The sequence below is a fragment of the Microbacterium sp. LjRoot45 genome, from assembly GCF_964253325.1.
Lineage (GTDB): Bacteria > Actinomycetota > Actinomycetes > Actinomycetales > Microbacteriaceae > Microbacterium.
The window spans coordinates 1,097,862-1,111,277 of record NZ_CAXUQM020000001.1 but is presented as its reverse complement, the minus strand read 5'-3'; the positions used below and the strand labels follow the sequence as shown (position 1 = coordinate 1,111,277).

Genomic DNA, 13,416 nt, shown 5'->3' with positions numbered 1-13,416 from the left:
AGGTGTCGAGCGACCTCTTCGGCGTTCTCCTTGCTGAGAGTCTTCAGCTCGTTGCGCGCCGGCCCGTTGAGATCGCGACCGGTGACGTCCTCCGGGATGACCGGTCCGCGCTCACGACGCCGGTCGTCATCCTGCGGCGGACGGGACGCCCGGCGGTCTCCGTCACGCTTGGCGTAAGGACGGTCGCCCTCGCGCTTGGCGTAAGGACGGTCGCCCTCGCGCTTCGCGTACGGACGATCCCCGTCACGCTTCGCATACGGACGATCCCCGTCACGCTTCGCATACGGACGATCCCCGTCACGCTTCGCATACGGACGATCCCCGTCACGCTTCGCATACGGACGATCCCCGTCACGCTTCGCGTACGGGCGGTCGCCCTCGCGCTTGGCGTACGGGCGGTCCCCGTCGCGCTTCACGTAAGGGCGGTCCCCCTCGCGTTTCGCGTACGGGCGGTCCCCATCACGCTTCGCGTAAGGGCGGTCGCCCTCGCGCTTCGCATACGGACGATCCCCGTCACGCTTCGCATACGGACGATCCCCGTCACGCTTCGCATACGGACGATCCCCGTCACGCTTCGCGTACGGACGGTCGCCCTCGCGCTTGGCGTAAGGACGGTCGCCCTCGCGCTTCGCGTACGGACGATCCCCGTCGCGCTTTGCATAACGCCGGTCGCCGTCGCGCTTCTGACCGTCACGAGGACTCGAGTCTCGCGAGCCCTGGCGGTCGGGGCGGCCACGACGTGAACCACTGTCGGCAGGGGCGTACCGCGGCTTGTCGTCTCGGCGGGGTCGCTCTTCTTCTGCCATCGCAGCAGTCCTCTCATGCGCGTTAACGAGAAATGGCCACCCAACTTTGGGTGGCCATTTCACGAAAGAAGTCCGGCGGTGTCCTACTCTCCCACAGGGTCCCCCCTGCAGTACCATCGGCGCTGTGAGGCTTAGCTTCCGGGTTCGGAATGTAACCGGGCGTTTCCCTCACGCTATGGCCGCCGAAACACTATTGATGTTTCAGTCTGCACAACGTTGATCACGAAGATCATTTCGTTATGCGGTTCTCGACCGTACATCGAGAACCACTCAGTGGACGCAAGCACCTAAAACGGTGTGTTATCAAGTCATCGGCTTATTAGTACCGGTCAGCTTCACGTGTTACCACGCTTCCACATCCGGCCTATCAACCCAGTAGTCTGGCTGGGAGCCTCTCGCCCGAAGGCATGGAAATCTCATCTTGAGGCCGGCTTCCCGCTTAGATGCTTTCAGCGGTTATCCATCCCGAACGTAGCTAACCAGCGGTGCTCTTGGCAGAACAACTGGCACACCAGAGGTTCGTCCAACCCGGTCCTCTCGTACTAGGGTCAGATCCTCTCAAATTTCCTACGCGCGCAGCGGATAGGGACCGAACTGTCTCACGACGTTCTAAACCCAGCTCGCGTACCGCTTTAATGGGCGAACAGCCCAACCCTTGGGACCTACTCCAGCCCCAGGATGCGACGAGCCGACATCGAGGTGCCAAACCATGCCGTCGATATGGACTCTTGGGCAAGATCAGCCTGTTATCCCCGAGGTACCTTTTATCCGTTGAGCGACAGCGCTTCCACAAGCCACTGCCGGATCACTAGTCCCGACTTTCGTCCCTGCTCGACCTGTCAGTCTCACAGTCAAGCTCCCTTGTGCACTTACACTCGCCACCTGATTGCCAACCAGGTTGAGGGAACCTTTGGGCGCCTCCGTTACTTTTTGGGAGGCAACCGCCCCAGTTAAACTACCCACCAGGCACTGTCCCTGAACCGGATTACGGTTCGAAGTTAGATATCCAGAGTGACCAGAGTGGTATTTCAACAATGACTCCACAAGAACTGGCGTCCCTGCTTCAAAGTCTCCCACCTATCCTACACAAGCCACACCGAACACCAATACCAAGCTGTAGTAAAGGTCACGGGGTCTTTCCGTCCTGCTGCGCGTAACGAGCATCTTTACTCGTAGTGCAATTTCGCCGAGTTCGCGGTTGAGACAGTTGGGAAGTCGTTACGCCATTCGTGCAGGTCGGAACTTACCCGACAAGGAATTTCGCTACCTTAGGATGGTTATAGTTACCACCGCCGTTTACTGGGGCTTAAATTCTCAGCTTCGCCTTGCGGCTAACCGGTCCTCTTAACCTTCCAGCACCGGGCAGGCGTCAGTCCGTATACATCGTCTTGCGACTTGGCACGGACCTGTGTTTTTAATAAACAGTCGCTACCCACTAGTCTCTGCGGCCTCCAAACGCTTTCGGAGCAAGTCCTAATACGTCGAAGGCCCCCCTTCTCCCGAAGTTACGGGGGCATTTTGCCGAGTTCCTTAACCACGATTCTCTCGATCTCCTTGGTATTCTCTACCTGACCACCTGAGTCGGTTTGGGGTACGGGCGGCTAGAACCTCGCGTCGATGCTTTTCTCGGCAGCATAGGATCACCCACTTTTTATCCGCATCGTGTCTCAGCCTATGTGAGAGACGGATTTGCCTATCTCTCGGCCTACGCACTTGCACCAGGACAACCATCGCCTGGCTTGGGCTACCTTCCTGCGTCACACCTGTTAATACGCTAACCGCACCAGCATGGGGTCGTGCGCTAGCTCCAACGTTCTCACCCCGAAGGGATCGATACAGAGGAATTCGGGCACTTAGCACCACTGGATTGATTGGGGCGGTTCTTCGCCGGTACGGGAATATCAACCCGTTGTCCATCGACTACGCCTGTCGGCCTCGCCTTAGGTCCCGACTTACCCAGGGAAGATTAGCTTGACCCTGGAACCCTTGGTCTTTCGGAGGACGTGTTTCTCACACGTCTTTCGCTACTCATGCCTGCATTCTCACTCGTGTGGCCTCCACGGCTGGTTTACACCGCCGCTTCGCTGGCCACACGACGCTCTCCTACCCATCAACACGGCTGGACCACGAAGGCCTACCAATAATGTCAATGCCACAACTTCGGTGGCGTGCTTGAGCCCCGTTACATTGTCGGCGCGGAATCACTTGACCAGTGAGCTATTACGCACTCTTTCAAGGGTGGCTGCTTCTAAGCCAACCTCCTGGTTGTCAAGGCAACTCCACATCCTTTCCCACTTAGCACGCGCTTTGGGACCTTAGTTGGTGGTCTGGGTTGTTTCCCTCTCGACTATGAAGCTTATCCCCCACAGTCTCACTGCTGCGCTCTCACTTACCGGCATTCGGAGTTTGGCTGACGTCAGTAACCTTGTAGGGCCCATCGGCCATCCAGTAGCTCTACCTCCGGCAAGAAACACGCAACGCTGCACCTAAATGCATTTCGGAGAGAACCAGCTATCACGAAGTTTGATTGGCCTTTCACCCCTATCCACAGCTCATCCCCTCAGTTTTCAACCTAAGTGGGTTCGGCCCTCCACGACGTCTTACCGTCGCTTCAGCCTGGCCATGGATAGATCACTTCGCTTCGGGTCTAGGACACGCGACTGAATCGCCCTATTCAGACTCGCTTTCGCTACGGCTACCCCTCTCGGGTTAACCTCGCCACGTATCGCTAACTCGCAGGCTCATTCTTCAAAAGGCACGCTGTCACAGCTGCTAGGGCTGCTCCAACGGTTTGTAAGCAAACGGTTTCAGGTACTATTTCACTCCCCTCCCGGGGTACTTTTCACCTTTCCCTCACGGTACTTGTCCGCTATCGGTCATCTGGGAGTATTTAGGCTTATCAGGTGGTCCTGACAGATTCACACGGGATTTCTCGGGCCCCGTGCTACTTGGGATACTCTTCGCGCCAAGGGAGGCATTTCGACTACGGGGTTGGCACCCTCTATGACCTGGCTTTCAATCCAGTTCGTCTATACCTTCTTGTAACGCCGGCTGTTCGGCAGAACAGCCTGAAAAGTCCCACAACCCCGAATACGCAACTCCTGCCGGATATCACACGTACTCGGTTTAGCCTGTTCCGGTTTCGCTCGCCACTACTAACGGAATCGCGGTTGCTTTCTCTTCCTGTGGGTACTGAGATGTTTCACTTCCCCACGTTCCCTCTACCCGCCCTATATATTCAGGCGGGAGTCACTGGGTCGGCACGCCGCCCAGCGGGGTTTCCCCATTCGGAAATCCTCGGATCAAAGTGTGCTTATCCACTCCCCGAGGCTTATCGCAGATTGCTACGTCCTTCTTCGGCTCCAGATGCCAAGGCATCCACCGTTTGCTCTTAAAGACTTGAAATCACATGAGTTTGAATCGTCAATTGAAATTGACTAATGATCTTTAAGATCATCTTCACGAGATGATGAATCATCTCGAAGATGCTCGCGTCCACTGTGTAGTTCTCAAAGTACGGGCGGTACCTTCCCCGCTTGCCGATTCGGCAGCCAGAAAAGGTCCTGAGGTTGGCTGGCTCCGAAGAGCTCATCCGGTCCCTCAGGACCCAACAGCGTGCATGTGCCGGCTGGCTTGCTCCAAACGTTTCCAGCTGCAAGCAGCGTACTGAGTTCGGAGGTCGCCCTCCGGCACCTTGTCAAATGTTCCACCCATGAGCTAACCGGCAGGACGCATTCGGTCCTGATCCGGCGCCTGGACACCCGAGGGTGCCAGATGCTCCTTAGAAAGGAGGTGATCCAGCCGCACCTTCCGGTACGGCTACCTTGTTACGACTTAGTCCTAATTACCGATCCCACCTTCGACGGCTCCCTCCACAAGGGTTGGGCCACCGGCTTCAGGTGTTACCGACTTTCATGACTTGACGGGCGGTGTGTACAAGACCCGGGAACGTATTCACCGCAGCGTTGCTGATCTGCGATTACTAGCGACTCCGACTTCATGAGGTCGAGTTGCAGACCTCAATCCGAACTGGGACCGGCTTTTTGGGATTCGCTCCACCTTACGGTATTGCAGCCCTTTGTACCGGCCATTGTAGCATGCGTGAAGCCCAAGACATAAGGGGCATGATGATTTGACGTCATCCCCACCTTCCTCCGAGTTGACCCCGGCAGTATCCCATGAGTTCCCACCATTACGTGCTGGCAACATAGAACGAGGGTTGCGCTCGTTGCGGGACTTAACCCAACATCTCACGACACGAGCTGACGACAACCATGCACCACCTGTTTACGAGTGTCCAAAGAGTTGACCATTTCTGGCCCGTTCTCGTATATGTCAAGCCTTGGTAAGGTTCTTCGCGTTGCATCGAATTAATCCGCATGCTCCGCCGCTTGTGCGGGTCCCCGTCAATTCCTTTGAGTTTTAGCCTTGCGGCCGTACTCCCCAGGCGGGGAACTTAATGCGTTAGCTGCGTCACGGAAACCGTGGAATGGTCCCCACAACTAGTTCCCAACGTTTACGGGGTGGACTACCAGGGTATCTAAGCCTGTTTGCTCCCCACCCTTTCGCTCCTCAGCGTCAGTTACGGCCCAGAGATCTGCCTTCGCCATCGGTGTTCCTCCTGATATCTGCGCATTCCACCGCTACACCAGGAATTCCAATCTCCCCTACCGCACTCTAGTCTGCCCGTACCCACTGCAGGCCCGAGGTTGAGCCTCGGGTTTTCACAGCAGACGCGACAGACCGCCTACGAGCTCTTTACGCCCAATAATTCCGGATAACGCTTGCGCCCTACGTATTACCGCGGCTGCTGGCACGTAGTTAGCCGGCGCTTTTTCTGCAGGTACCGTCACTTTCGCTTCTTCCCTGCTAAAAGAGGTTTACAACCCGAAGGCCGTCGTCCCTCACGCGGCGTTGCTGCATCAGGCTTGCGCCCATTGTGCAATATTCCCCACTGCTGCCTCCCGTAGGAGTCTGGGCCGTGTCTCAGTCCCAGTGTGGCCGGTCACCCTCTCAGGCCGGCTACCCGTCGACGCCTTGGTGAGCCGTTACCTCACCAACTAGCTGATAGGCCGCGAGCTCATCCCTGACCGAAGTTCTTTCCAGCTGCTGAAGATGCCTTCGCAGCTCGTATCCGGTATTAGACGCCGTTTCCAGCGCTTATCCCAGAGTCAGGGGCAGATTGCTCACGTGTTACTCACCCGTTCGCCACTGATCCAGCGGAGCAAGCTCCGCTTTCACCGTTCGACTTGCATGTGTTAAGCACGCCGCCAGCGTTCATCCTGAGCCAGGATCAAACTCTCCGTAAAGAAATGTTGCTGCGATCAGTCGGAAATTGACTGAAGCAGCGAGTTCGATCTGACCAAAGGGATGTCATTGCTGACTATCCGTTGCCGACACCGAAGTGCCGGACTTTGATCCAAAGGAATCTCATTCAGCCGAAGCTGAATCGAGGTTTTTTGGCATTTGACAAGTGCACGCTGTTGAGTTCTCAAGGATCGGATGCTCCTGCTGTTTGGCCTCTCAGCCTCCCCCGCAGGGCAACTTCTCTATCTTATCCGTCCCGTTCCGTCTGTCAAATCGACGCGCCGGGATCTTCAGATCCACGGAGACAGTCAATGACCGCGGTCCACGAGGTGGAAACTCCATCCTAGACCCGAAGGTCTTGTTTCCTCTACGAGGAGTTTGGGTTGGAGGTGGTTCTCCGCTTGAGGGGGCGAGGCCTTCCGGCCTTCTCGCTCTTCCCTGTGGGGCGAACAAGTAATAAGTTACGTGGGTTCTGGCACTTGGGCAAATCGGGCCCGCATCCCGGGCGTGTCGCGGGTGTGAACCCCGGAATTCCGCGGATTTCGGTCGGACCGTCTTCCGCGCCCCACGCGTCGCGGCGTAGCGTCGGGCCATGAGCGACGGCAATCCCCTGCGTGCGGCACGCTCTCCCGTCCTCGCACTCGCTGTCGCGGCCGTCTCTGCAGCGAATACGGCGGCGGCGCTCCTCGCAGGACGTCGCGCGTCCGATGTCGACCCCGATCGTGTCGCCGTCGCCTACTCGAGCGAACGCTGGTTCCGTCTGGACGCCAGGCAACCCCGGGCCTTCGCGCCGGAATCGGCTTTCTTCCCGACGCGGGACGGATGGGTGCGCACACACGCCACCTACCCGCATCACGCGCGGGCACTTCTCGCCGCTCTCAGACTCCCCTCGTCGTCGACCGCCGCCGAGGTCGCATCGGCACTCGCCGCAGTGTCCACGCTCACCGCTGTCACGTCCGTCACGGCCACCGGTGGACTCTGCGTCGCCGTGCTCCCGGCGTCCGAGGCCGAGGACGCGCACCTTCGCCAGGCACCGCTCATGCGCCTTGACCGCATCGGCCGGGCCCCCCGACGGGCGGCGCTCGTCGGCGACGCCCGCGCGCCACTGCGCGGCATCCGTGTGCTGGACCTCACCCGCGTGCTCGCGGGACCCGTCGCCACGCGCACCCTCGCCTTGCTGGGCGCAGACGTACTCCGCGTCGACAGTCCGCGGCTCCCCGAGATCGTCTGGCAGCACCTCGACACCGGCCACGGCAAGCGTTCGACGCTGCTCGACCTCGCCTCGCCGCGCGACCGCCCGGTCTTCGACGGGCTGCTCGAGACCGCGGACGTCATCGTGCTGGGGTATCGCCCCGGCGCCCTCGACACATTCGGACTCTCGCCCGACGCGCTCGCCGAGCGGCGGCCCGGCATCGTCATCGCGCGGGTGAGCGCCTGGGGCGACGGCGGCGGTCGCGGCTTCGACAGTCTCGTCCAAGCCGCGAGCGGAATCGCCCTGCACGAGTCATCGGACGGTCACACTCCTGCGGCGCTTCCGGCCCAGGCCCTCGACCACAGCGCCGGTTATCATCTCGCCGCCGCGATCCTCACCGCGATCGACAGGCAGGTCGAGGAGGGCGGCTCCTGGATGGCGACCACGAGTCTTCGGCGAATGGCAGCCGAACTGCTCGGGGGGCGCCACGGCGAGCACAGCGGCGTATCGAATCGCCCGGTCGCCGCACAGCCGCCGTTCGACGCGACGCGCCACCTTCAGCACTTCACCGTCGGCGAGCACGCGCTCACGACCACGGCACCGGCGATCTCCTACCCCGACGGCCCCACCGCCTTCGCATCTCCGCGCCCGTGGGCGGGCGACTCTCCCGCCTGGAAGGACCCCCGCCGTGTTGCCTGATCCGCGTCTGCGTCCGCGCGACCGCGCCCTCGCCGCGTGCGCACTCTTCGGTCGCCAGCGCGTGGTGACGTGGTGCGGCGAGCTGCTGTCAGGTCGAGTACGCGATGACGATCCGCGCTGGCCGGACATCACCTGGCTGGGAGGGACTGTGGGGTGGTCCGACTACTGGACGCGAGTGTGGGGCGCGCGCGGGCTGCTGCACCTCGGTCCGCCGGCAGACCACGCCATCGTGCTCGACGCGCTCGACGACCCCGCGTGGCGCGTGCGGGAGATGGCTCTCAAGGTCATCGCTGCACACGATCTCGAGGATCCGCTCGGCCGCGTCGACGCATGCACCGACGACCCGGTGGCGCGCGTGCGGGCTCAAGCGTGGCGGGTGCTGGGCCTGCCGCCGCCGCTCTGACGCCGCCGCATCACCAGGAGCGCGACGCACAGGGCGAGCGAGCCCGCCCCCCAGACGGCGCACGCGGGAGGAAGCACGCGGTAGCTCAAGTGGGCCGCCGTGAAGGTGCCCTCGATCGGCCCGAGGACCGCCAACCCGATGAGCCATGCGGCGACCAGGATCACCGGCAACGAGAGCCACCAGACGGCGCGCACGAGCGGCGGCAGCATCCGGACAGGCTCCGAAACCGGACGGCGGGGCAGCCACACGGCCGCGAACACCGTGAGCACCACGAGACCGAGCGCCGTCGATCCGTACTGAAGCCACTTGAAGCCCAGCAGCGGACCCCACGGTTCCTGGAGTGTCGGCAGCATCTGAAGGCCCCAGCGACCCTCGTGCGTGAAGGCGTCCCAGACGATGTGCGAGACGACGCCGATGAACAGCGAAAGGGCGACGAGGACCGGCAAGACCGCGCCCGAGCGCCAGACGTCGGCGCGCGAGCCACGCCGGGGGGCGCGGACGTGCCGCCAGGCGGCGGCGCCCACGGCATCCCACTCCGGGGGAAGACGCCGGGCGAGCCACGTCGGCGACAGCTCCCGCACGGCTGGACGCAGGATGCCGTACCAGAGCACCAGAAGCACAAGCGCGAGCAGCATCGAGAGCAGGACGTTCGTGTGGGTGAGCTGGTAGGTGACCGGCGTGAAGCGGACGAAGAGCGGTAGATCCGGTGTCATCGCCCCGACCGCGATCGCCGCGGGAAGCAGCGGCGTGCGGACGAACGGCAACGCGACGATGGCGTGCGACGGCGTGAAGGGCACGATCAGACGACGAAGAGGCCGGCGAGCGTCTTCTTGCCGCGCCGCAGGACCGAGACTCCCCCGGGAAGCGCCCCCGACACGGCCGCGCCCTCGTCGTCGACCTTGAGGCCGTCGAGAGTGACGCCGCCCTGGGCGATCGCGCGCCGCGCTTCGCCCAGGCTCGCGACGAGCCCCGTGTCGACGAGCGCCTGCACCACCAGCGATCCGTGCGCCACCTCGGCGTGCGGAAGCTCGCGCAGCGCGCTCCGCAAAGTCTCGGCGTCGAGCGCCGCGAGGTCACCCTGCCCGAACAGAGCCTCGGATGCCGCGATGACCGCGAGCGTCGCGTCGACGCCGTGGACGATCGTGCAAGCCTCCAGCGCCAGCCGCTTCTGGGCGGCACGACGGAAGGGCTCCGTCTCCACGAGCTGCGCGTACTCGCCGATCTGCGCGCTCGTGAGGAAGGTGAACACCTTCAACCGCTCGATCACGTCCGCATCGGCGGTCGACAGCCAGAACTGGTAGAACGCGTAGGGGCTCGTCAGCTCGGCATCGATCCAGATGGCGTTGCCCTCGCTCTTGCCGAACTTGGTGCCGTCGCTGTTCGTGATGAGCGGAGTGCCGATGGCGTGCACCGACACCCCCTCCACCCGATGGATCAGGTCGGTGCCGCTCGTGAGGTTTCCCCACTGGTCGGAGCCGCCCGTCTGCAGCACGCAGTCGTACTGCCGGTAGAGCTCGAGGAAGTCGAGACCCTGCAGGATCTGGTAGCTGAACTCGGTGTAGCTGATCCCCGCATCGGAGTTCAGCCGCGCCGCGACGGCATCCTTCTTGAGCATCGTGCCGACGCGGTAGTGCTTGCCGATCTCCCGCAGGAAGTCGATCGCGCTGAGCGGCGCGGTCCAGTCGAGATTGTTGACCATGCGCGCGGCGTTCTCACCGTCGAAGCTGAGGTAGCGCTCGACCTGCGCACGCAGGCTGGCCACCCACTCGGCGACGGTCTCGCGGGAGTTGAGCGTGCGCTCCGCGGTCGGTCGCGGATCGCCGATGAGGCCGGTGGACCCGCCCACGAGACCGAGCGGCTTATGGCCCGCCAGCTGCAGGCGACGCAGCGTCAGCAGCTGCACGAGATGACCGAGGTGGAGCGAGGATGCCGTCGGGTCGAATCCGCAGTAGTAGGTGATCGGCTCGCCGCCGAGAAGCGCACGCAGCGCCTCCTGATCGGTGGACACGTGCACCAGGCCACGCCAGACGATCTCGTCCCACACGTTGTCGAACGCGGGATCGTTCGCGGGCGCCAGCGCACTGATCTCGGGAAGCGCGCTCACGTCGGAATCAGACACGCGCTCCAGGCTATCAGCGGCGGAACGGCCGCCTGGGCGGTTTCAGCCCTGGCCGCCCCACCAGAACAGGAACGCCGCCCCGAGCGCCGTCGCCCAGCTGACGAGACTGCCGATGAGGAAGTACTCCGCGCGCGTGCCGTTCTCGGTGTCGCGAGAGATCTCCGGGAATCGAACGATCCCCTTGGCGGCCAGGACGGCCGCCAAGAGCGTGAAGGCGCCCGTGAGGGTGAGCGAGAAGACGAGGACGCGTTCGAGCGGTCCGATGAGGCGCCCGCCTTTCAGCGCCGCAGGCTCTTCGTCCGAGAGCGCGCCGTCTCGGAGGGCGGCGCGCACGACCACATTGCCGGACTCCGCCAGGAACGCCAGTGCGCCGACGACGAGGACGGCGGCGTCGAGGCTGAGGGCGCCCAGCGGCGTCTCGGTCGGCCACGCGTCGGACAACGGTCCCTGCTCCGCCCTCGCCCCCGTCGCGGCGACGGCGAGGACACACAGCGCGGCGACCAGGACCACCGGCCACAGACCCGCCCGTCCGCCTGTGCGGCGAGGCGTGCCGAGCATCCACAGCGCCGCGGCACCGACCGCGACGAACATCCACGCGACCGCGTCGGCGCCGGCGGACAGCACCAGCAGCGCCACGGCGACGCCGGCCAGCGCGAAGGGCCGCCCTCGCGACGGGGTGTACTTCCGGATGAGATCCCCGCCGCCGACGGCGAGCAGGATGACGCCCGCGCCGATCATGCGTCCTCCTCGAGCGCCGTGAGTCCCGCCAGCAATGCAGGTACCCCGGCCGACGACAGCGTCTGCGATACCGCGGGTTGGGTGATGCCTTCGTCGAGTGCGAGTTCGCGCTGCGTGCGCCCGAGGGCACGACCGTAGGCCAGTCGCCGCGTGCGTTCGCTCATCCCGCCGACGAGCTCGTCGCGTGCGCGGAGATACGCGTTCGCCAAGGGGATCCGTGCAGACATAGCGGCATCCTCCTCCAGGGCTCCGACGACGCATGTGCGCGCCCGCGGCATGCCGCGATCCTGGAGCCGGTGCGCCTGATCGACGGCGGCGCGGGCGGCCCACCAGCCGGGACCGTCGAAGATGGCATCCGTCGCCGAGCCGACCGCGTCCACGGCACCGACTCCGACCCCGAAACGCAGTTCGATTCCCTCGGGAAGTGCGAGCTGGATGAGCAGAAGCGACCGCAGGGCATCGCTCACACTGCCGTACTCCGCCTGGAATTCATCGCCCACGGTGGCCGTCAGAGGCCGACGTGCGAGCGGGTGGTCACGTTCCGCCCGGGCGACGGTGTCTTCGATGGCGCGCTGCGCGGCCGTTCGGTCGGGCAGCATGCGCGATCCGACGATGTCGGCGATGACGACCACGACGGGGGACATGAGATAACGCTATCACTTATTTGTCGCGAGAATAAGCCAATGACTTATTATTCGCGCGTATAAGGTCACAGTCCCAGCGTGCGAGCCGCCTCCTGCGCACGGGCCACGAGCTCGGCGCGCTGTTCTGCGACGCGAACCGGCGCCGTGCCGCCCGCCCCCGTGCGGCTGGCCACCGATCCCTCGATGGAGAGCACGTCCCGTACCGCGGGTGTCAGGTGGGCGGACACGGATGCCAGGAGAGCGTCATCGGCATCCTCCAGCCCGATCCCCTTCTCCTCGCACGCGCGCACGAGCGACCCGGAGACCTCGTGCGCGTCGCGGAAGGGGACCCCCTGCTTCACGAGCCACTCGGCGACATCGGTGGCGAGCGAGAATCCCTCCGGCGCAAGCGCCGCCATGCGCGCTGTGTCGAATCGCAACGTCGCGATCATTCCCGCGAACGCGGGAAGGACGACCTCGAGCGTCGCCACGGAATCGAACACCGGCTCCTTGTCCTCCTGGAGGTCGCGGTTGTACGCCAGCGGCAGAGCCTTCAGCGTCGCGAGCAGGCCGGACAGGTTGCCGATCAGGCGGCCCGCCTTCCCGCGGGCGAGTTCGGCGATGTCGGGGTTCTTCTTCTGTGGCATGATGCTCGACCCCGTCGAGTAGCCGTCGTCGAGCGACACGAAACCGAACTCACGCGTGTTCCAGATGATCACGTCCTCGGCGAACCGCGACAGGTCGACGCCGATCATCGCCGCGATGAACGCGAACTCGGCAACGACATCGCGGGCCGCAGTGCCGTCGAGCGAGTTCTCCGCCGGGCGGGCGAGGCCCAGCGCATCGGCGACCCGCTGCGGATCGAGTCCCAGCGTCGCACCGGCGAGCGCTCCCCCGCCGTACGGAGAGACCGCCGCACGAACCGACCAGTCGCGCAGACGTTCGAGGTCTCGCACCAGCGGCCATGCGTGAGCCTGGAGGTGGTGCGCGAGGAGGATGGGCTGCGCATGCTGCAAGTGGGTGCGCCCCGGCATGATCGCGGTGGCGTGCGCCTCGGCCTGCGCCACCACCGCGTCCACCACCCGCAGCAGGTCGCGGGCGATCACGCGCGCGTGGTCGAGGAGGTACAGCCGGACCAGCGTCGCGATCTGGTCGTTACGGCTGCGGCCGGCACGCAGCTTTCCGCCCAGTTCCGGACCGACCTCCGCGATGAGCGCCGCCTCCAGCGCACCGTGGACGTCTTCATCGCCCGGCAGCGCGACGAGCGTGCCGTCCTGCACGGCGCGGTCGAGGGCATCCAGGCCTGCGTGCATGCGCGACTCCTCGTCGGCCGTGAGATACCCGGCGGCGGCGAGCGCGGCGGCGTGGGCGTGGGACCCCGCCAGATCGTAGGGCGCGAGCACCCAGTCGAAGTGAGTGGACCTGCTCAGCGCTTGGAGTTCGGGAGAAGGTCCGGTCGCGAATCGGGCGCCCCAGAGCGCTCCCTCGTTCGTGCCATGCGCTGCTGTTTCGCTCACCCGCCCAGCCTA

8 protein-coding genes and 3 rRNA genes are annotated in these 13,416 nt (G+C 63.8%); 3 read left to right on the top strand and 8 right to left on the bottom strand.

Annotated elements, in window-relative coordinates; all coding sequences use genetic code 11:
• Positions 1-2 precede the first annotated feature (2 nt).
• Positions 3-743, top strand: coding sequence for a hypothetical protein (locus ACSQ18_RS05165; RefSeq protein ID WP_436036093.1), 741 nt, complete (start codon positions 3-5; stop codon positions 741-743).
• Positions 744-876: 133 nt separating this feature from the next.
• On the opposite strand, the gene rrf is transcribed toward ACSQ18_RS05165, so the two are convergent.
• The 3 genes from rrf to ACSQ18_RS05150 all read right to left on the bottom strand — a co-directional run bounded on the left by rrf (position 877) and on the right by ACSQ18_RS05150 (position 6,115).
• Positions 877-993: ribosomal RNA gene (gene rrf / locus ACSQ18_RS05160) — 5S ribosomal RNA — on the bottom strand.
• A gap of 112 nt (positions 994-1,105) precedes the next feature.
• Positions 1,106-4,211 (bottom strand): 23S ribosomal RNA (locus tag ACSQ18_RS05155).
• Between the two features lie 380 nt (positions 4,212-4,591).
• A 16S ribosomal RNA gene (locus ACSQ18_RS05150) occupies positions 4,592-6,115 on the bottom strand.
• The 16S, 23S and 5S rRNA genes sit together here, the layout of an rRNA operon.
• A 590-nt stretch (positions 6,116-6,705) precedes the next feature.
• On the opposite strand from ACSQ18_RS05150, the gene ACSQ18_RS05145 reads away from it, so the two are divergent.
• Positions 6,706-8,004 (top strand): CoA transferase, encoded by a 1,299-nt coding sequence (locus ACSQ18_RS05145; protein WP_436036092.1) that lies wholly within the window; start codon positions 6,706-6,708, stop codon positions 8,002-8,004.
• The gene (locus tag ACSQ18_RS05140; protein WP_436036091.1) at positions 7,994-8,407 is read left to right on the top strand and encodes a HEAT repeat domain-containing protein; all 414 of its coding nucleotides are present in this window, start codon (positions 7,994-7,996) and stop codon (positions 8,405-8,407) included. Before ACSQ18_RS05145 ends, ACSQ18_RS05140 begins: the two co-directional genes overlap by 11 nt.
• On the opposite strand, the gene ACSQ18_RS05135 is transcribed toward ACSQ18_RS05140, so the two are convergent.
• The 5 genes from ACSQ18_RS05135 to argH all read right to left on the bottom strand — a co-directional run bounded on the left by ACSQ18_RS05135 (position 8,368) and on the right by argH (position 13,404).
• Positions 8,368-9,204: a DUF4184 family protein gene (locus tag ACSQ18_RS05135; RefSeq protein ID WP_436036090.1), complete on the bottom strand. Its 837-nt coding sequence runs from the start codon at positions 9,202-9,204 to the stop codon at positions 8,368-8,370. The two genes, ACSQ18_RS05140 and ACSQ18_RS05135, sit on opposite strands and share 40 nt — an antisense overlap.
• A 2-nt stretch (positions 9,205-9,206) precedes the next feature.
• A complete protein-coding gene (tyrS, locus tag ACSQ18_RS05130) occupies positions 9,207-10,526 on the bottom strand; it encodes a tyrosine--tRNA ligase (protein WP_436036089.1) in 1,320 nt (439 codons plus the stop codon).
• A gap of 42 nt (positions 10,527-10,568) precedes the next feature.
• Positions 10,569-11,264 carry a hypothetical protein gene (locus tag ACSQ18_RS05125; RefSeq protein ID WP_436036088.1) on the bottom strand — a complete coding sequence of 232 codons (696 nt, stop codon included), beginning with the start codon at positions 11,262-11,264 and terminating at the stop codon, positions 10,569-10,571.
• Positions 11,261-11,908, bottom strand: a complete 648-nt coding sequence (locus ACSQ18_RS05120; RefSeq protein WP_436036087.1) for a SatD family protein — start codon at positions 11,906-11,908, stop codon at positions 11,261-11,263. The genes ACSQ18_RS05125 and ACSQ18_RS05120 overlap by 4 nt, the downstream gene beginning before the upstream one ends.
• Before the next feature lie 65 nt (positions 11,909-11,973).
• Positions 11,974-13,404, bottom strand: a complete 1,431-nt coding sequence (argH, locus tag ACSQ18_RS05115; RefSeq protein ID WP_436036086.1) for an argininosuccinate lyase — start codon at positions 13,402-13,404, stop codon at positions 11,974-11,976.
• Between the last annotated feature and the right edge of the window lie 12 nt (positions 13,405-13,416).